Genomic DNA, 15,931 nt, shown 5'->3' with positions numbered 1-15,931 from the left:
CGTTCTCCTGCGAGGTTACTTGAGACTGCCGAGAGTGACGCCCGACTTCCAGTACCGCTGCATTGCCAGCATGATCAGGGCGAGCGGGATGACGGAGAGCAGCGCCCCGGTCAGCACCAGCGTGGTCAGGTCGATCTCGGAGTCGGTGCGCTGCGCGTTCCAGAAGTACAGGCCGATGCTCAGCGGCCACTTGTCCTCACCCCGCAGCATGGTCAGCGGGAGGAAGAAGTTGTTCCAGTTGCCGACGAAGGAGAGCAGGAAGATCGTCGCCGAACCGGTCGTCATGAGCCGCAGCACGACCTGGAAGAAGATGCGTATCTCGCTGGCTCCGTCCATCCGGGCCGCTTCCAGCAGTTCGGCGGGGATCGCTCCGTCGGCGTAGACCTTGGCGAGGTAGACCATGAACGGGTTGATGACGAAGGGGATCAGCACGCCCCACGCGGTGTCCGTCAGACCGATCTTGGAAAACAGCAGATAGAGCGGCATGGTCAGCAGGGCCTGCGGGAGCAGGAAGGAGCCGATGACGACGCCCAGGCCCAGGTTTCTGCCGGGGAAGGAGTACCGGGAGAGCGCGTAGCCCGCGGCGACGGACACCAGTGTGCACAGGAACGCGCCGGCTCCCGCGTACAGCACGGAGTTGAACGTCCAGCGCAGGAAGATCCCGTCGTTGTACTCGATGACGGTCTGGACGTTGTCGAAGAAGTGGAAGTCCTCGAACCAGAGCCCGTTGGAGTAGAGCAGGCCCTGCTGGTCCTTGGTGGCCGAGACGATCAGCCACCACACGGGTGCCACGGAGTAGAGGGCGAACAGGACGAGGCCGATGAGGACCAGGATCCGGGAGCGCCGCGACTGGGTGATGCCGACGGGCATGGCCTCGCCCTCCGGTCCCGGACGGCGGCGGCCGGTGCGGCCGCTTTTGGTGAGGGTCATGGCTGCGCCCTGTTCGTGAGCTTGTAGAAGAGGAACGAGGCTCCGCCCGCGACCAGCGCGAGAATGACCGAGAGCGCGGCGGCATAGTGGTAGTTGTTGCTGTCGAACGCCTGGTTGTAGATGGCCAGGGTCGGCGTCCAGCTCTTGTTGACGGTCTCCGGCGCCGTGGTGCGGAACAGCAGCGGCTCGTTGAAGAGTTGGAGCGTGGCGATGATGGAGAGCATTCCGGTCAGCACCAACGCACCGCGTACGTAGGGCACTTTGACGGAGAGTGCGATCCGCAGCTCGGAGGCCCCGTCCACGCGTGCGGCGTCGAAGAGTTCACGCGGGACTGCCTGGAGCGCGCCGTAGATGATGAGCATGTTGAAGCCCATGTGGATCCAGGTGAGCAGGTTGCCCATGGAGATCCAGATCAGCGCGGACGAGTAGAAGTCCGCCTCGATGCCGACCGCGCCGAGCCCGTCGGTGAGCGGCCCCAGCCGTGGGCTGTAGATATAGAGCCACATCAGGGCCGCGACGATGCCGGGGATCATGTACGGCACCAGGAAGGCAAGGCGGTAGCGGTTCGCGGTGCGGCGGGCGGCGCCGTCCAGCAGCAGGGCCATGGTCAGTGCGAGGCCCAGCATGATGGGGATCTGGACACAGGCGAAGAGCAGCACCCGGATGGTTCCGGACCAGAAGTCGCTGTCCTGCAGACCGCGAGTGAAGTTGTCGAAGCCGACGAACACCTCCTTCTGGGTGCCGATTCCGAGCCCCGAGCTCTCGATGTTGAAGAAGCTCTGGTAGAGCGCGTAGGCAAGCGGAGCGACGAAGGTGAACAGAAAGCCCAGGAAGAACGGGACGGCGAAGCCCGCGCCCCGGAAGGCGTGCCGTCGTCGGCGCCGGGCCCCGCGCGAGGGGGAGCTGAGGCCGGAGCGGCGGGGCCCGGGTGTGCGGCTCCCGGGCCCTTCGGCTCCCGCGGCGGTCTTGTCTGCCGTGGTGGTGGACATGGAACTCACTCGACGACGTTGATCTTGCGCTGCTTGAGGTCGTTGACGACCCACTTCTGCATGTGCGGGAGGATGGCGGCGACCTTGATGTCACCGGCCATCGCCTTGCCCCACTGGTCGGCCAGCTCCTCGTACATGGCCTTGGAGTTGGGGCCGTACTGCCAGCCGTCGGCGAACTTCGCCGCCTTCGTGATCACCGGCACCGCCTTGTCGGCGTGCTTGCCCATCAGCTTCTCGGGCACGACCTGGCCCAGGTGCGGCGCAGGGTCCTTGACCGCGGGGTACCAGCCGGAGGTCTTCGGGCTGCCCATGGTGTCCACGGGCTTGTCGTTGGTGGCCAGCCAGACGGCCGCCTCCGTGGCCTCCTTGGAGTGCCGGCACAGCTCGGGGACCATCAGCCCGTACGTGTCGCCCGCCGAGGCGGGCGAGGACTCGCCCGGTGCGGCGAAGTTGGGGGCCGGCTCCCAGTCGCCGAGGGTCTTCTTGATCTGCTGCTCGAAGGACGAGAGCTGCCAGGTGGAGACCTGCCGGGAGGCGATCTTGCCCGCGTCGTACTCCTGGATCATCGCCGCGTAGTCGGCGTAGCTGATCTTCGAGACGACCTTCTCGTCGAGAAGCTGCTGCATGACGTTCGCGGCCCAGCGGGAGTGCTTGTCAGTGAAGTTGATCTTCCAGGCGTCGCCCTCGACCTCATACCAGCGGGCTCCCGCCTGCCAGGCCATGTTCATCCAGGTGGAGGGGTCTTCGCCCGCGAGGTTGAAGATCTTGACGCCGTCCTTCTTGAGCTTCTTTCCGGCGTCGATCAGCTCTTCCCACGTCTTGGGGTACTCCAGGCCCGCCTTGTCGAAGACGGGCTTGTTGAAGATCGTGAAGTACGGCTGACGCGCGTCAGGGACGCCGTAGGTCTTGTCACCGATGGTCAGTGCGTCGATCGCACCCTCGGAGAACTTGTCCTCGCTCGCCTTCACATGGTCGGCGATGTCCTGGAGCACCCCGTTGGCCATCAGCATGCTGCCCTCGCGGTTGTCCGTCTGGACCAGGCAGGGGGCCTTGGACTCGTCGCCCGCCTTGTGCGCGTTGTTGAGCTGGTTGGACATCTTTTCCTGGGGCACCTTGACGTACTTGAGCGTGATGTCGTCGTGTGCGGCGTTGAACGCCTTCACCGCCTGGTCGGCGCCCTCGGCGCCGCTCCACATCTCCAGGGTGACCGGGCCCGAGGACTCGCCGTCCCCGGAGTCCGAGCCGCCGCAGGCGGCGAGGGTGAAGGAGAGGACGCAGGCCGTACCGGCGGCCATGAACCGCGTCGCGGGTATCCGGCTTCTTCTGTTGCTCATGTCGGGTTCCGTTCACTCAGCCAGAGAGGAGGGGGAGTTGGGAGAGGGGGAGGACGGGTCGGGGGAGGACGGGTCGGGGGAGGAGAGGGAAGTGGTCTCGGTGCCGTCGGCGTGGTGGGAGACGACCCGGTAGCGCGTGGAGCCGAACTCCGCGCCGTGGCGGGCGGAGAGCCGGTAGGCGGTGCCGCCCAGTTCGCGCCACTCGGCGTCGTCACTCGCGCGGCCGTCGACCGCGTCGTCGGCGACGAGGTCCTCGACGATGTAGAGCGCTCGCCGAGCGCGCCGTAGTAGCCGCCCCAGTCGGACTGGTGGCCGCCGTTGCCAAGACTCTTGACGTCTCCGTAGTACTGCCGGGTGAAGTTGTCGACCGGCTTGAGGACGCCGGTGAACCCGTACGCCTCCTCCAAGTCGGGGACGCCGAAGACGACGCTGTCCAGGGACGCCCGCCCGGTCCTCGGCCCCCCGGCGGCCGAGGACCGGGCGGGGGCGGAGGCGGGGCGGCGAACGCGGAGGCACCACCGGCGGAGCCCGCGGCCCAGCCGGCCACAGCACCTGCCGCGGCGACCTGCAGCACCCTGCGGCGGTTCGGTGTGTGGTCAGCCATACGACGGTCCCTTCAGGGGAGAGGCAGAAGAAAACGGTTACCAAGGGAAGGCGACGTCAGGTTCACAGCGGCGCGCCCCGTTCGGAACCTCAAAACCGAGAACCGAAAATTTCGGCCTGTCCGGCCGCCCGTGCACGGCCCGCCGTGAGCGCTCGCCGTAACGCCGAAACTTTCGTATGTGCCGGTGAGGTTCGTGCGGGCGCGTGGGCCGCCGCTACTGTCGGGCTCCTCTCATCCCCCCACCCAGCGGAAAGAGGGCACCCCCATGAGCCCCAGCAGACATCGCAGACACCTCAGCCGCCGTCGCCTCCTCACGGCCGGGGCGCTCGGTGCCGGTGCGCTGGCCGTCCCCGTGATCGCCCGCGCGGCCTCCACGGGTGGCACGGAGCACAAGGCGAGGGCCGCCGCCCTCGCCCACCCGGGCATGCTGCACAACGCCGAGGACTTCTCCCGGATGGCGGAGAAGGTCAAGGCCGGAACCTCCCCCTGGATCCAGGGATGGGAGCGCCTGATCGCCAACTCCCACTCCCACCCCGACTGGTCGCCCCGCCCGACGGAGAAGATCGTCCGCGGCGGCGAAGGCCAGAACTACCCCCAGCTCTACAACGACATCCACGCCGCGTACCAGAACGCGCTGCGCTGGAAGGTCACCGGCGACACCGCCCACGGAAACAAGGCACGCGACATCCTCAACGCCTGGTCGGGCACACTGCGCGAGGTCACCGGGAACGCGGACCGTTTCCTTGCCGCCGGGATCTACGGCTACCAGTTCGCCAACGCCGCCGAGATCATGCGCGGTTACGACGGCTTCGACCTGGGCCGCTTCCAGAAGATGATGGCGGATGTCTTCTATCCGCTCAGCGACGACTTCCTCAACCGCCACAACGGCGCCTGCATCACCAACTACTGGGCGAACTGGGACCTGTGCAACATCGCGGGCATCATGGCCATCGGAATCCTCAACGACGACCAGGCCAAGTTCGACCGGGCGGTGGACTACTTCCACAACGGCGAGGGCAACGGCTCCCTCCCGCACGCAATCCCCTTCCTCCACGACGGCGGCCTCGCCCAGTGGCAGGAGATGGGCAGGGACCAGGGCCACACCCTGATGGGAATCGGCCTGATGGGCACCATCTGCGAGATGGGCCGCAACCAGGGCCTGGACCTGTACGGCACCGACGACAACCGCTTCATGAAGGCGTGCGAGTACGTCGCCAAGTACAACCACGGCGAGAGTGTGCCCTTCACCAAGTACGCCTGGGGTACGGGCGTCAACTGCGACTACCGGGAGCACACCGCCGTCTCGGGCTCGGGCCGCGGCCAAGTGCGCCCCGTCTGGGAGCGGGTGTACCACCACTACCACTACCGCATGGGTCACGAGACGCCGTACATGTCGCTGATGGCGCGCAAGCAGAGCCCCGAGGGCGGCGGCGGTGACTACGGCCCCAACAGCGGCGGCTTCGACGAGCTGGGCTTCGGCACCCTCACCTACGTAGTGGAGGCTTAGGGGCTGCCGTTTGGATCAGGCTGAGCGAGGGGGCGGGAGGAATCAACCGTCCCGCCCTGCTTTGCCCGCCGATGGCCGTCCGGGATTTCGAGCGGTTCGACATGCCGGTCAGGAGGATTTTCTCGCACGTTTCAAGGGCTTCAACGAACTCCGCGGCGGCCGTAGCGTGACGGACGTTCGTCAAACGATTCGCTTTCCGCGCACGCTGACTCCGGGCACGGAGAGGGGAGAGAGGAGAGCGGAAATGACGCGCACCGAGCCCAGGCCGGCGGGCCCGACGCTGGCCGTGGTGGCACGCGCGGCGGCCGTGTCGATACCGACGGCCTCCAAGGTGGTGAACGGCCGCAAGGACGTCGCCCCCGACACCCGCCGCCGGGTGACCGAGGCGCTGGACGCGCTGGGCTACGTACGCCGCCCGCGCCTCACCCCGAGGCACCCGCCGCCCCTCATCGACCTGGTGGTGCACTGTCTGGACAGCACCTGGTCCGGAGCCGTGCTGCGCGGGGTGGAGGAGGCGGCGCACGAGGCGGGCCTGGAGGTGATGATCTCGGGTGGGCTGACCCGCACGCGGGGCGGCAGGCCAGAGCGCGACTGGCTGGACAGGCTGGCCCTGCGCGGCACTTCGGGCGTGCTGTTCAACCTCGCCGAGCTGAGCCCCACCCACTACGCCTGGCTGGAGCAGCACCGGATTCCCTACGCGATGATCGACCCCGTCCTCGACCCGCCCCCCGGCGTCCCGGCCGTCGGCGCGGCCAACGAACGGGGCGCGCGCAGCGCGGTCGAGCATCTGCTCTCGCTCGGGCACACCAGGATCGCCGTCGTCGGCGGCTACCGCCGCAAGCAGTGCAGCAGCGCGCGGGTGGCGGGCTACCGCGCCGCCATGGCGGCGGCGGGGCTGCGCCCGCGCGCCGAATACGTGCGCTACGCCGACTTCGACACCGCCACGGCCCGCGCACGCACTCACGAACTGTTCGCCCTGCCCCAGCCGCCGACGGCGGTCTTCGCCTGCTCCGACCCGATGGCGCTCGGCATCTACCAGGCGCTGGCCGAGTTGGGGCTGCGCATTCCCCAGGACGTGAGCGTCGTCGGCTTCGACGACCTGCCGGAGGCGGAGTGGGTGACACCCGCGCTCACGACCGTACGGCAGCCGCTGCGCGAGATGGCGGCCACCGCCCTGCGGCAACTGCTGCGGATGCGCGACGGCGGAGCGCCGCCGGGCGCCAGGACCGAGCTTCCCACCCGGTTGGTGGAACGGCACAGCACCGCGCCACCGCGGCCCCTCGCCCATGACCAAAGACTCGGACAACGATCGCTGTGCCGAACGACGCATGGAACGTAACCGGTTACTCGTGGAACGTAACCGATCACGGGCGAGCGGTAACCGGTTACCCGACGACCACCTCAGGAGGACTCCCATGCCCCGACCTCTCCCACCCTCCGCCTACCCCCGGTTGCGGCCCGGCGGGCCGGCGACCGCCGAACACGCCCTGGAGACGGGCGGGGACACTACGGTGGCGGCAGCGCTGACCGGGCCTTCCGCCGGTGCGCGTACGCGCGTCGGAACACGCGGCAGGGACGACGGCAACGTACCCGCCACATGGCGGCAGTCGGGCTCACCTCGCGTCTTCCGCGCGAGCCTCCCGGTCCGCCCCCGGTCGATCGCACTGGTGGAGGAGCTTTGACCGAGGACGAAGGCGGCACGGGCGGCACCGGTGGCACGGCCACACGCGGGCGCCGCCGCGCGACGATCCGCGACGTCGCAGCCCGTGCCGGGGTCTCCGTCGCCACCGTTTCCCGCGTGCTGGCCGACAACTACCCCGTCACCTACAGCACAAGGGCTCGCGTGCTGCACGCGGTCCGCACGCTCGACTACGTCGCCAACGCGCACGCCCGGGCGCTGGCCGGCGCCGGCCTCGAGTCGGTCGCCTTCGTCCTGGACGACATCACCGGGCCGTCCTTCGCGCATATCGCCGCCGGGGTCGAGGACGAGACCGCCCGGCGCGGCAGGCTGTGCCTGGTGTGCACCACCCACGGGGACAAGCGCCGCGAGGAGGACGTCGTGGCCCTGATGCGGGAACAGCGGGCCGCCGCGGTGATCCTGGCGGGCGGTGCCGAGCGCACACCCGAATACCGCGAGCGCATCACCAGGTTCGCGCACCAGCTGGACGCGGCGGGCTCGCGGCTCGTCCTCTGCGGACGCCCGGCGCCCGACCTGCCGCCGGGAGAAGAGCTGCCCGTGACCCTCGTCGAGTACGACAACGAGGGCGGGGCCTTCGGAGCCACGGCACATCTGCTCTCCCGCGGACACCAGCGCGTGCTGTTTCTGGGCGGGTTGAGCGCCAACACCACTGCCCAGGAGCGCCGCGCCGGATACCGCAGAGCGCTGGCCTCCTACAGTCTGGAGGCCGACCCCGCGCTCATCGCCGACACCGACTTCAGCCGCGAGGGCGGGCTGCGCGGCATGCGCGAAGTGCTCGCGCGGGGAGTGGACTTCACCGCCGTCTTCGCCGCGACCGACATGGTCGCGCTGGGTGCGCTGGAAGCGCTGCGAGAGGCCGGTCTGCGCGTGCCCGGCCAGGTCTCGGTGGCCGGATTCGACGACATCCCCGTCTCCCGCGAACTGGACCCCGGCCTGACCACGGTCCACGTCCCCTACGAGGAGCTGGGACGTACGGCGGTCCGGCTCGTCATGGAACGGCGGGACCCCGCGCAGGGCACCATGCCACGGGTCCGGCTGGGCACCCACGTGGTGGTCCGGGGCTCCACGGCCCCGCCGCCGTAGCGGCGCGGGCAGGGGTCAACTCGCCGTGGAGCAGGGGAGGCTCGCCCGGTCAGGACTGCCGGAGCGCGGTCGGCGCCGGGGTGGCTGCTGCACGCTTGCGGGGCGCGTGCAGCGGCCGTCCTTGTCGGCCCGCATGCCGGGACGCTCCGCCGCTTGTTCAGGGGGCCGTCGTGGCTGCTTTGGCAGCCACGTGCTGATCGAACTTCGATGTGTCGATGACGTGCCGCTCGTGGTGGCCGGTGCTGATCAGGTCCTGGTCGTCGCGGCATTCGACGGCGAAGCGCAACCGCCGCCCCTCGACCTCGATCAGTTCGACGGACGCGGTGACCGTCATGCCGACCGGGGTTGCCGCGCTGTGGCTGAGGTCCGCATGGGTCCCGACCGTCTTGCTCCCCTCTGGGAGCAGCGGAGCGACTGCCTCGATGCAGGTGTTCTCCACGAACGCGAGGAGATAGGCCGAGGCGAAGACGTGCGGCATGTCGGCGAAGCCCGGCAGCGCGTCCGACACCGCCGGAACGGTCAGGCTGTCGTCGACCAGCAATCGGGAGGTGTGTTTGAGGCCGGGCTGCGGGCCGGTCTGCTTCATCCGTCGAACCCCTCGCTTGTCGGTTGAGTGATCAGTCAGTCGCCGGTCGCGGTGACGCCTGACTGCTCGAGCATGAGCACGGAGGAGCGTACGGGCACGACGGGCCGGTGCAGAAGCCCTCGCGGGACGAGATATGCCTGCCGTGGCCCCAACTCGACTGTGTCCATTCCCTCCAGTTCGATGCGGAAGAGACCGTCGAGGACGAAGAAGAACTCGTCTTGCTCATCGTGCTTGTGCCAGTGGAACTCCCCCTGCATGACACCGAGTCGCACCACCAGATCGCCCACCTGGCACAGGGTCTGGTTGTACCAGGGGTCGGTCGTGTCGTCCTGCGTCCGCTGACCCCTCTCATCGCGCTGGATCAGGTACCGGCGGGCGGGGTGCGTGTCGTCCTGGACGGCGGAACCCTCACCGCCCAGGAGGCTGCCGCCGCGGCCGGGGGAGAGCCGGGATGCCGGTGGGTGCTGCCGCACCTGCTCGGACTCCTCACCCGCCCCCACCAGGAGTGCCGCATCCGCACCGCCGTTCACGCCATCGAGCACGGCAACGAACTTTCCCTCCTCCACCACGGGGTGCAGCGGCCCGTCGGCCGGTCCGTCTCAGGGTCGGGCACCCACAGTGCTCAGGGGCGGGCCGGGGGCCGCCGCAACCCTGGGGGTACGGGCTGCCGGGCCGACGCAACTCCCGGGGTACGTCAGGTCGTCACCGCAGGCTGACGCGGCGGACCCAGCCGTCACCGCACTGTTCTCCCAGGACGCGACGGGCCCCGGAACACGGGGCACCGGGCCACGGGATCACGGGAGAGGGGGACGGTGATGGAATCGCTCGCCATCGCGCTGCTGGGCTTCTTCACCGTCGGCTACTTCGTGCTGGCCGGGGCGGATCTGGGCATCGGCATGCTGCTGCCCGCTCTGGCGCGCGGCCCGTGGGAGCGGCGGCTCACGCTGGCCGCCACCGGGCCGCCCCTCGCGCGCGGCGGTGAGATGTGGCTGCTCGCTGCGGTCGGCGTGCTCCTCTGCTGCCTTCCGGGGCTGCCCGACACACTGCTCCCCGGCCCGTACGCGGTGCTCGTCCCCCTCTTCCTCGGCACCGCCGCGCGTGGCGCGGGTCTGTGGCGCCGGGAGCGGCGGGGAAGCGGGCAGCTTGGGGCACGGCTGCGGGCGGACGGGCTGGCCGTCTGCGGAAGCTGGCTGGTGGCGCTCTCCTGGGGCTGGCTGCTGGCAGTGCTGCTGACCAGCGGGGCGACGCAGCCGCTCGCCCTCGGCCCGGCCGCCTGTACGGCGCTCGCCGTGACCGCCCTGTTCGCCCTGCACGGGCTGGCGTTCGGGGCGCTGCGGCTCACCGGCAAGCCCTTCGAGCGTGCCCGCCTGCTGGCGGGCCGCCGGAGCGGGCGCCAGTCCTTCGCGCTGACCTCCGTGGCGATTGCCGCCCTGCCGCTGGCGGCCGGCACGCAGTTGCCGCTGCGGGACGCGGCGGCGGGAGGGCCGGTGCCGTGGCTTGCCGTGCCGGTGCTGCTGGCGGTCGCGCTCGCACTCGTCGCCGTCCAGCTGCGGGCGTGGCGGCACACCTTCGGGGACGGGGCGGGCGGTGGTTCCCGGTAGCCGTCGGCGCGGGCGCGCACGGAGCGCGCAGCAGGGCTTCAGGTCCTCAAGAACTCAGTACTTCAGAACTCCCTGACCACTTACGGATCTTCACGGAAGCAGAGGAACGTCATGAGAAACGCGCAGACCGGGTCACGGGCCCGGACGGGCGGGAACGAAGGGGGGCCGGGGATTTTCGAGCGGATCGCCGCGTTCTCCTTCCGCCACAAGTGGCGGGCGCTGGCCCTGTGGGCAGGGGTGCTCATCGGCGTGCAGGCGCTGTCGGGGGTGATGGGCAGCGACTACCACAACGACTTCTCCCTCCCCGGCACCGAATCGCACCAGGCGCTGGAGACCATGGAGCGGCACGGCGCCGCGCAGGCGGGCGACAGCGTGCAGATCGTCGTGCAGGACGAGGACGGCCTCCGTACCTCCGCGAACGAGAAGCGCGTCGGGGACATGCTGGGCAAGGTCGCCCGGCTGGACGGCGTCTCCGGAGTGGTGAGCCCCTACGAGGACAAGGCCGCCATCTCCCGTGACGGGACGATCGGCTATGCGACGGTCACCCTGGACGGTCAGGCGGAGGAGGTGCCGAAGGAGGACCGCGTCCAGCTCATCGACACCGCGCAGGAGTTCGACGGTGACGAGCTGCGGGTCGAGCTGGGCGGCGACGCCATCCGGAACGCCGAGGAAAGCGGCGGCGGCGGCGCCGAGGGCGCGGGCATCCTGGGCGCGCTGGTGATCCTGGTCTTCCTGTTCGGCTCGCTGGTCGCGGCCAGCCTGCCGGTGATCACCGCGCTGTTCGCGGTGGGCAGCACCATGGGCCTGATCGTGATGGCCTCGCACTTCGTGACCCTCGCGGACTTCACGCCGCCGCTGATGATGCTGGTCGGGCTGGGTGTCGGCATCGACTACGCGCTGCTGATCTTCTCCCGCTACCGCAGCGAACTCCTGGTCGAAGCCGCCAAGGACGGCACCCTCACGGGCACCGGTGGCGCGTCGGGCACCGGCGCCGACAGTGCGTCCGGCAAGGCCGCAGGCAAGGCTGCCGACGGCAATCGCGCCGGGCTGGAGCGTGCGGCGCGGGTCGCGCTGGACGCGGCGGGCCGTACCGTCTTCTTCGCGGGCTGCACGGTCATCATCGCCCTGCTCGGCATGTACGCCCTCGGCCTCGGCTCGCTCCAGGGCGTGGCCCTCGCGATGGCCCTGACCGTACTGATCACCATGATCGCCTCGCTGACCCTGCTGCCCGCGCTGCTGAGCGCCTTCGGCGCGCGTATCCAGCGCAGCGTGCTCAAGCGTGCCCGCAAGCAGGCGGCCCGTGGCGGCAAGGAGGACGGCGCGGCCTGGCGCCGCTGGGGCAGCGGCGTGCAGCGCCACCCGTGGGCGGCGCTGCTGATCGCCGTGGTGGCCCTGGGCGCGCTCGCCTCGCCCGCGCTGAACATGCGGCTCGGCTTCGCGGACGCCGGGAACGACGCGGAGACCACCACCAGCCGCCAGGCGTACGACCTGCTCGCCGACGGTTTCGGGCCCGGCTTCAACGGCCCGCTGATCGTCGTCGCCGACGGTGCCGACGGCGAACCGGTCGAGGACGCGGCCGGCACGCTCCGTACGGCGCTCCAGGACACCTCCGGCATCGCGGCCGTCTCTCCCGCCATCCCGACGAAGGACCCCTCGGCGGCGCTGGTCATCGCCTACCCGGAGTCCGCGCCGCAGGACGAGGCGACCTCCGACCTGGTCAAGGCGCTGCGCGAGGACGTACTGCCGCCGGTGGAGCGGGAGACCGGCACCGAATTCCTGGTCGGCGGGTCGACGGCGGCGGCGGAGGACTTCTCCTCGACGGTCCAGGACCGCATCCCGGTCTTCGTCGCGATCGTCGTCGGGCTCTCGGCGCTGCTGCTGATGGCGGTGTTCCGCTCGGTGCTGATCCCGCTGAAGGCGGCGCTGCTCAACCTGCTGAGCATCGGGGCCTCGCTGGGCGCGATCACCCTCGTCTTCCAGGAGGGCTGGTTCGGCGCTCAGCCGGGACCGGTCGAGTCCTTCATCCCGGTGATGATCTTCGCGATCGTCTTCGGCCTCTCGATGGACTACGAGGTGTTCCTGCTCTCCCGCATCCACGAGGAGTGGGAACGCACGAAGGACCCGGCGCACGCGGTACGGGAGGGCCTGGCGCACACCGGCAAGGTCATCACGGCCGCGGCGGCCATCATGATCGTCGTCTTCGCCGCCTTCATCCTGAGCCCGGAGCGGATGCTCCAGCAGTTCGGCCTGGGACTGGCGGTCGCGATCCTGCTGGACGCGGTGCTGATCCGGTGCCTGATCGTGCCCGCCGTGATGCAGCTCCTCGGCCGCCGCGCCTGGTGGCTCCCGGCGCCGCTGGCCCGTCTGCTGCCGCGGGTGGAGATCGAACACCACGAGCGCCCGGAGCACCCGGCCGTGCCCGACCCGGAGCAGGAGCGGGGCTCGGACCAGTACGCGGACGGCCGCGGCTGAGGCCGGGCGCCAGGACGGCGTACGGACGCACCGACGTGCGAACGCGGGGGTGGCAGCGATGCCGCCCCCGCTGTCAGAAGCCGTCGGGGCACCAGGGGCGGCGAGGGGTGCGGAGGAGGGTGTCCGCCGTCGCGGTGGCGCCCGGGGTGTGCTCGGCGACCCGGCCCAGCGCCAGCAGGCGGGCCGCCGACTCGTCGCCCAGATAGAGCGTGCCCAGCTCCGCGATGTCCAGGGAGAGATCGGGATCGTCGGTGCTGGGCGCGGCCTTCGCGCCGCCCGGTCCCGCCTCCAGCCGGAAGCGCCCGCCTGCCAGCCCGGCCCGGTCGTGCAACTCCAGCACCAGCGTGCCGGAGACCGGGTACGTACGCGCCTCCAGCATCCGTGGCACGTCCAGAGGGCGCAGCCACAGGACGTCCGACTGCGCGGTGATCCTGGCGGCGCGCGGGTTCGGCAGCAGCAGGGGCAGCAGGTCGTCGGGTGCGCGTTCGCCGGAGCGGACGGTGGTGATCCAGTCGACGGAAAGGACGAAGTACCACAGCGCGCGCTCGGCGGCCGGGGTGCCGGCGGTGAGGGAGTGCACGGTCAGGGTGCCGTCCGGGGAGTTGCCGGGCCAGCCGACGGTGGCCCGGTACGAGACGAGGCCCTGCACTTCGCCCGCAGCGTCCCGGTAGACGGCCAGGTAGGGGACGGTGAGGCCGTCCTGGTAGTCGACGGCGTGCGTGTGGCGGTCCCACCAGTGCGAGGTGCGGTCGATGACGCCCGCGCGGTCCGGCTGGGCGCGGTAGCGGTCGTGGAAGGCGGGGCCGATACGGCGGGCCTCGGCGCCGTCGATCAGTTCGACGCTGCCCTCGCCGTCGGCCGGGCCCGCGTAGTGCGGATCCAGCCCGCTGCGGGACACGTCGACCTCGTACTCCGTGGTCCAGGCGGCCGGGCCGAAGCCGTAGCGGCCGTAGATGGGGTACTCGGCGGCTATCAGGGAGGCGAAGGCGTCACCGCGCTCCTTGGCGGCGGTGAGGGCGTTGGCCATCATGCGGGTCAGGAGGCCCCGGCGCCGGTGCGTCGGCGAGACCGTCACATTGGTCACCGCGCAGGACGGCAGCGCGGCGCCGCCGGGGACGGTCATCCGCTGCTCGGTGGTGCGGAAGGTGCCGACGCAGCGGCCCCCGTCGAAGGCGCCCTGGGTACGGTCCAGGTCCATCGACGGGCGCCGGGCCTCGATCCACTCGTCGCCGGCCTGCGGCCCGAAGAGGAATCCGGTGGAGATGGCGGACTGCCAGCCGGGGACGTCGTCGGGGGTCAGCGTGCGGATCTCGAGTGTCATGCGTCAACGCTAGTTCGGTGCTGAGCGGGGACGCATGTGCTTTTCCGCTCGTGCGCCGGCCCCGGGGGGCGGGCGCACGGCGGGGCCAGCTCAGAAGGCCGCGGCCCGTATCTCACCGACCCGCGCGTCCCCGCCCAGTAGCGGCGCCTCGGCGAGCCGGTCGAGCAGCGGGATGTGCACGTCGACCGACCTCAGGACGCGCGCGAGCACCGGGGCCAGCGCACGGACCGAACCGTCCTCGATCTTGAACGCGAGCGCCCGCCCGTCCGGCAGCGCGACGGCCTGGACCGCCTCCGCGCCCATCTTGGAGAGCGTCCCCGGCAGTTCGCGCATCAGCCAGGTGTCGTGGCGGCGGGTCCCGGCGATGTACTCGGGGTGCGCCCGCATCGCCGCCGCCACCCGCCCCTCCGGGGTCCGAGCCCCGGCCAGCGCGACGGCCCGGAACGTACGGGCGAGGCCGGTGAGCGATATCGCCAGCAGCGGCGCCCCGCAGCCGTCCGTGCCCGTGTGCGCGATCGGCTCGCCGGACAGCGCCGCGAGCCTTTCCGCGACCAGCTGCTGCAGCGGGTGTCCGGGGGTGAGGTAGCTGTCCCGCGGCCAGCCGTTCCGCTCGCAGGCCGCGAGCATCGCCGTGTGCTTGCCCGAGCAGTTCATGACGATGCGGGCACGGGGCCGTCCGGCGGCGGCATGGGCCGCCTGCTCCTCCGGGTCGAGCGGATGGTCGGGCGGACACTGGAGGTCCGCCTCCGACAGCCCGTACTCGCCGAGCATCCGCTCCACCAGCTCCAGATGGAACGCCTCACCGGAGTGGCTGGCCGCCGCCAGCGCCAGGCGCTCCCCGGCCAGATCCAGCCCCGCATGCAGTACGGCCGCGGCCTGGACGGGCTTGTTGGCGGAGCGCGGGTAGACCGGGGAGGTGACGTCGCCCAGGGCCTGCTGCACGCTTCCGTCGGCGGCCAGTACGACCAGCGAACCGCGGTGGCGGCCCTCCACGAAACCGGAGCGCACCACCTCGGCCAGCACCGGCGGTGCGGCCGTCCCGGCGCTCGGTGGAACGTCGGCGTGCGCGGGGACGCCCGCAGGGGGGAGGGAGGACATCGATGGGCGCCTTCCGGATCCGGCGCCCCGACCGGTCCCGGGGATGGCCCGGGGCGGGCGGCGGTGCGCTGGGACGGGTGTGGTGTGTGCCTTTCACGGTAGCCGTCCGCCTTCCGGTTGCGGCGCTCGCCCTCCGGCTGCGCTGTCCGCCCCGGCGGGGGCGTCGCTCAGGGCAGCAGGTCGTCCACCTGCGCCTCGCCCACCCGGTAGCGGCGCGCGATCTCCGCGCTGCATCCGTCCGCCGTCCGCTGGAGCGACTGGCGGCCCCGCGACACCTGCTGCTCGTACCCCACCAGCCGGGCCATCGCCGCGCGCAGCTCCCCGTCGGTACGGGCGGTGAGATCGGAGAGCCCCACCTCACCCAGCATGTCCTCGGCAAGCTGCCGGTACGCCTTGCCGTGCGGGGTGCCGAGCGTGACATGGCGGGCGGAGGAGCGGTGCCGGGAGGGGCCGTCGGCCAGGATCTGGGGCAGCAGGTCGATCAGTGCCGAGGTCGGAGCCGTACGGCGGGTGAGCTCGGCCCGCAGGATGTCGATCCGGCCCTGGAGGAGGCGCCGCACATAGCTGAGATCCGCCTCCTCGCGCTGGGCGGAGCGGCGCAGCGAGCGCAGTTCGGGCAGGTGCAGCGCGGGCAGATCCGGCTCCTGCTCCTGCCACAGGGCGGCCAGCGCGTCCCGTATGCCGGAGGCGGCGGACGAGCCGGGGGC

Annotated in this window: 15 protein-coding genes; 7 read left to right on the top strand and 8 right to left on the bottom strand. The window is 70.9% G+C overall.

The window, feature by feature from the left end:
* Positions 1–15: 15 nt before the first annotated feature.
* Genes LHJ74_RS23645 through LHJ74_RS23635 form a run of 3 tightly spaced genes read right to left on the bottom strand, consistent with a single transcriptional unit; the run spans position 16 to position 3,253 of the window.
* On the bottom strand, positions 16–930 hold the full coding sequence (locus LHJ74_RS23645) for a carbohydrate ABC transporter permease (RefSeq protein WP_375546818.1): 915 nt from the start codon (positions 928–930) through the stop codon (positions 16–18).
* Entirely contained in the window at positions 927–1,919 is a 993-nt protein-coding gene (locus LHJ74_RS23640) for a carbohydrate ABC transporter permease (protein WP_260220183.1), read from the bottom strand. The genes LHJ74_RS23645 and LHJ74_RS23640 overlap by 4 nt, the downstream gene beginning before the upstream one ends.
* A gap of 5 nt (positions 1,920–1,924) precedes the next feature.
* Positions 1,925–3,253, bottom strand: a complete 1,329-nt coding sequence (locus LHJ74_RS23635) for an ABC transporter substrate-binding protein (RefSeq protein WP_260220182.1) — start codon at positions 3,251–3,253, stop codon at positions 1,925–1,927.
* Between the two features lie 114 nt (positions 3,254–3,367).
* Here LHJ74_RS23635 and LHJ74_RS23630 point away from each other — a divergent pair, with 114 nt between their 5' ends.
* The 5 genes from LHJ74_RS23630 to LHJ74_RS23610 all read left to right on the top strand — a co-directional run bounded on the left by LHJ74_RS23630 (position 3,368) and on the right by LHJ74_RS23610 (position 8,146).
* Positions 3,368–3,541: a hypothetical protein gene (locus LHJ74_RS23630; RefSeq protein WP_260220181.1), complete on the top strand. Its 174-nt coding sequence runs from the start codon at positions 3,368–3,370 to the stop codon at positions 3,539–3,541.
* Between the two features lie 581 nt (positions 3,542–4,122).
* A complete protein-coding gene (locus LHJ74_RS23625; RefSeq protein WP_260220180.1) occupies positions 4,123–5,364 on the top strand; it encodes an alginate lyase family protein in 1,242 nt (413 codons plus the stop codon).
* A gap of 244 nt (positions 5,365–5,608) precedes the next feature.
* Complete coding sequence (locus LHJ74_RS23620; RefSeq protein WP_260220179.1) at positions 5,609–6,703, top strand: LacI family DNA-binding transcriptional regulator; 1,095 nt, start codon at positions 5,609–5,611, stop codon at positions 6,701–6,703.
* Positions 6,704–6,779: 76 nt separating this feature from the next.
* Positions 6,780–7,046: a hypothetical protein gene (locus LHJ74_RS23615; RefSeq protein ID WP_260220178.1), complete on the top strand. Its 267-nt coding sequence runs from the start codon at positions 6,780–6,782 to the stop codon at positions 7,044–7,046.
* Entirely contained in the window at positions 7,043–8,146 is a 1,104-nt protein-coding gene (locus LHJ74_RS23610; protein ID WP_260220177.1) for a LacI family DNA-binding transcriptional regulator, read from the top strand. Before LHJ74_RS23615 ends, LHJ74_RS23610 begins: the two co-directional genes overlap by 4 nt.
* A gap of 157 nt (positions 8,147–8,303) precedes the next feature.
* Here the strand turns inward: LHJ74_RS23610 and LHJ74_RS23605 are convergent, their stop codons facing one another.
* Both LHJ74_RS23605 and LHJ74_RS23600 read right to left on the bottom strand, forming a co-directional pair.
* A complete protein-coding gene (locus LHJ74_RS23605; RefSeq protein WP_260220176.1) occupies positions 8,304–8,732 on the bottom strand; it encodes a thioesterase family protein in 429 nt (142 codons plus the stop codon).
* Positions 8,733–8,767: 35 nt separating this feature from the next.
* A complete protein-coding gene (locus LHJ74_RS23600; RefSeq protein WP_260220175.1) occupies positions 8,768–9,274 on the bottom strand; it encodes a cupin domain-containing protein in 507 nt (168 codons plus the stop codon).
* 273 nt (positions 9,275–9,547) lie between these two features.
* Here LHJ74_RS23600 and LHJ74_RS23595 point away from each other — a divergent pair, with 273 nt between their 5' ends.
* Together LHJ74_RS23595 and LHJ74_RS23590 are read left to right on the top strand one after the other, a co-directional pair.
* On the top strand, positions 9,548–10,333 hold the full coding sequence (locus LHJ74_RS23595; protein ID WP_260220174.1) for a cytochrome d ubiquinol oxidase subunit II: 786 nt from the start codon (positions 9,548–9,550) through the stop codon (positions 10,331–10,333).
* 111 nt (positions 10,334–10,444) lie between these two features.
* Entirely contained in the window at positions 10,445–12,805 is a 2,361-nt protein-coding gene (locus LHJ74_RS23590) for an MMPL family transporter (RefSeq protein ID WP_260220172.1), read from the top strand.
* 73 nt (positions 12,806–12,878) lie between these two features.
* Here the strand turns inward: LHJ74_RS23590 and LHJ74_RS23585 are convergent, their stop codons facing one another.
* From LHJ74_RS23585 to LHJ74_RS23575, 3 genes are all read right to left on the bottom strand, one after another.
* Positions 12,879–14,126 (bottom strand): GNAT family N-acetyltransferase, encoded by a 1,248-nt coding sequence (locus tag LHJ74_RS23585; RefSeq protein WP_260220171.1) that lies wholly within the window; start codon positions 14,124–14,126, stop codon positions 12,879–12,881.
* Between the two features lie 90 nt (positions 14,127–14,216).
* On the bottom strand, positions 14,217–15,224 hold the full coding sequence (locus LHJ74_RS23580) for an asparaginase (RefSeq protein ID WP_260220170.1): 1,008 nt from the start codon (positions 15,222–15,224) through the stop codon (positions 14,217–14,219).
* A gap of 167 nt (positions 15,225–15,391) precedes the next feature.
* A complete protein-coding gene (locus LHJ74_RS23575; protein ID WP_260220280.1) occupies positions 15,392–15,904 on the bottom strand; it encodes an RsiG family protein in 513 nt (170 codons plus the stop codon).
* Between the last annotated feature and the right edge of the window lie 27 nt (positions 15,905–15,931).

It is taken from the genome of Streptomyces gossypii (genome assembly GCF_025165795.1).
Lineage (GTDB): Bacteria > Actinomycetota > Actinomycetes > Streptomycetales > Streptomycetaceae > Streptomyces > Streptomyces gossypii.
This window is presented reverse-complemented; position numbering and strand designations above follow the sequence as displayed.

Coding starts and splice junctions, on each gene's coding strand:
- LHJ74_RS23580 (WP_260220170.1), bottom strand. CDS start 15,224: ATGTCCTCCCTCCCCCCTGCGGGCGTCCCCGCGCACGCCGACGTTCCA.
- LHJ74_RS23635 (WP_260220182.1), bottom strand. CDS start 3,253: ATGAGCAACAGAAGAAGCCGGATACCCGCGACGCGGTTCATGGCCGCC.
- LHJ74_RS23615 (WP_260220178.1), top strand. CDS start 6,780: ATGCCCCGACCTCTCCCACCCTCCGCCTACCCCCGGTTGCGGCCCGGC.
- LHJ74_RS23590 (WP_260220172.1), top strand. CDS start 10,445: ATGAGAAACGCGCAGACCGGGTCACGGGCCCGGACGGGCGGGAACGAA.
- LHJ74_RS23645 (WP_375546818.1), bottom strand. CDS start 930: ATGACCCTCACCAAAAGCGGCCGCACCGGCCGCCGCCGTCCGGGACCG.
- LHJ74_RS23595 (WP_260220174.1), top strand. CDS start 9,548: ATGGAATCGCTCGCCATCGCGCTGCTGGGCTTCTTCACCGTCGGCTAC.
- LHJ74_RS23620 (WP_260220179.1), top strand. CDS start 5,609: ATGACGCGCACCGAGCCCAGGCCGGCGGGCCCGACGCTGGCCGTGGTG.
- LHJ74_RS23625 (WP_260220180.1), top strand. CDS start 4,123: ATGAGCCCCAGCAGACATCGCAGACACCTCAGCCGCCGTCGCCTCCTC.
- LHJ74_RS23605 (WP_260220176.1), bottom strand. CDS start 8,732: ATGAAGCAGACCGGCCCGCAGCCCGGCCTCAAACACACCTCCCGATTG.
- LHJ74_RS23640 (WP_260220183.1), bottom strand. CDS start 1,919: ATGTCCACCACCACGGCAGACAAGACCGCCGCGGGAGCCGAAGGGCCC.
- LHJ74_RS23585 (WP_260220171.1), bottom strand. CDS start 14,126: ATGACACTCGAGATCCGCACGCTGACCCCCGACGACGTCCCCGGCTGG.